General features: G+C 46.2%; 1 protein-coding gene and 2 pseudogenes. All 3 read right to left on the bottom strand.

Going from position 1 to position 1625, the window contains the following annotated elements:
• Nucleotides 1-324: pseudogene (locus BCT81_RS20765) on the bottom strand (SEL1-like repeat protein); the annotation flags it as partial.
• Between the two features lie 154 nt (nucleotides 325-478).
• Nucleotides 479-1144: an OmpA family protein gene (locus BCT81_RS20760; RefSeq protein ID WP_061032747.1), complete on the bottom strand. Its 666-nt coding sequence runs from the start codon at nucleotides 1142-1144 to the stop codon at nucleotides 479-481.
• 116 nt (nucleotides 1145-1260) lie between these two features.
• Nucleotides 1261-1625, bottom strand: a pseudogene (locus BCT81_RS20755) (transcriptional regulator); the annotation flags it as partial.

The following is a 1625-nucleotide window of genomic DNA, read 5'->3' as shown; positions in this document are numbered from 1 at the left end:
TTCCAAGGCTAATTTGTTATCGGGCTCACCACCCGTTCCGGCCAAGTAAAGCTCAGCCAATCTGAACTGTGCATCTGCATTGCCGTTTTCCGCGGATTGTGAATACCAATAGAATGCGTCATCGATGTTTTTAGAGACGCCTATCCCTAATTCATACGCTTGTGCTAATTGATATTGTGATGCCGAGTCTTTAGGTGATGGATCTGCTGCGCTACGTTCTTCACTGTTATTTGCCGCGTGGGCGAGGGAGGAAAGCAATAAAACAAGGGCTAGAAGCAGTGTTCTCAGGGGCGATGATGTTAGAAAGTTGGATAGGATAAGCAAAAGATAAGTCTCGTAAAAAGCCCAGTGCCGATATCAGTATCAAGACGCTATGTAGTGAATAGTAAAGTCGTACAGCTTTGAATCAGCCATACCACAGACAAGCAACTATATAGCGGTTATTTCAATAGATAAAGGAGACTGGGCTTTAATCGTGCTACTTAAGTGGCAAGATTTGAATCTCTACACGGCGGTTACAAGCACGGCCTTGAGACGTGTTGTTGTCGCATAGTGGGTAACGTTCGCCGTTACCACGAGCAATGGCACGGCCTGCCGCTACGTCTTGAGAGATCAAGAATGCACGAACAGATTCAGCACGGCGCTCAGAAAGGATTTGGTTCGTCGACTCACTGCCAGTACTGTCAGTGTGACCTTCGATTACTAGGCTAGTGTCTGGGTATTCAACTAGGATACGCGCAACACCACGAAGTGTGTTGTGAATGCTTGATTCAAGCGCGTAAGAACCAGAATCGAAACCAATGCCGTTTTCAAGGCGAAGTAGAAGTTGGTTTTCGCCAACACGCTCTACCTGAACACCTGAGTTCATCAGTTCTTCACGAAGTGCCGCTTCTTGTCGGTCAAAGTAGTAACCAATACCACCGCCAACAGCAGCACCGCCGGCAGCACCAATAAGAGCACGTTTACCACGGTCTTTAGAGTCACCGGTAGCAGCACCAGCAACGGCACCGGCGATTGCACCAATTAGAGCGCCTTGAGTTGCAGAGTTAGTCTCAGATTCGCCAGTAGTAGCGTTTTGGCGTTGAGTTGCCTGACAACCCGTAAGTGCGACAGTAAGCGCTAGGGCTAGTGTGATTTTTTTCAACGTATTTTCTCCATCATGTACTTCTGTCAAACGTATGGATTACGAATGACAAACATATAGTCCTGTAGGTCCTATTGATGGTTTTTATCAATACGCTGAAGCAATGTAAAGCGGCTCTATGATTTAGATATCTTTTTAGGTGCCTGTGCCCCAGCAACTGGTCGATTAACAGACAATTTACGGCCTTTCTTCAAGCCAACTTCGTAATCAGCGGTGAGATTTTTCATCGCCTCTTTAAGTTGTTGTTTGAAGGTTTCGCGGTCGATATTTTTGAACTCTTTATCGATGTAGTTATTGATTTTGTTGTTCGACTCGTCGTCTGGTGTGATCGTCGGTAGTTTTTCAAGCGCACCTTCAACCCAACCTGATACAAAGGAATTCACGCGACGGGTTACTTCTAATGTACCCGTACCAGACCCCGCAAAGCTGTTGCGGAATTGGCCAGTATGTTCATTCAGTTCACGATAGATGATATCGAAAG

The sequence above is a fragment of the Vibrio sp. 10N.261.52.A1 genome (assembly GCF_002876325.1).
GTDB classification, from domain to species: Bacteria; Pseudomonadota; Gammaproteobacteria; order Enterobacterales; family Vibrionaceae; genus Vibrio; species Vibrio chagasii.
This window is presented reverse-complemented; position numbering and strand designations above follow the sequence as displayed.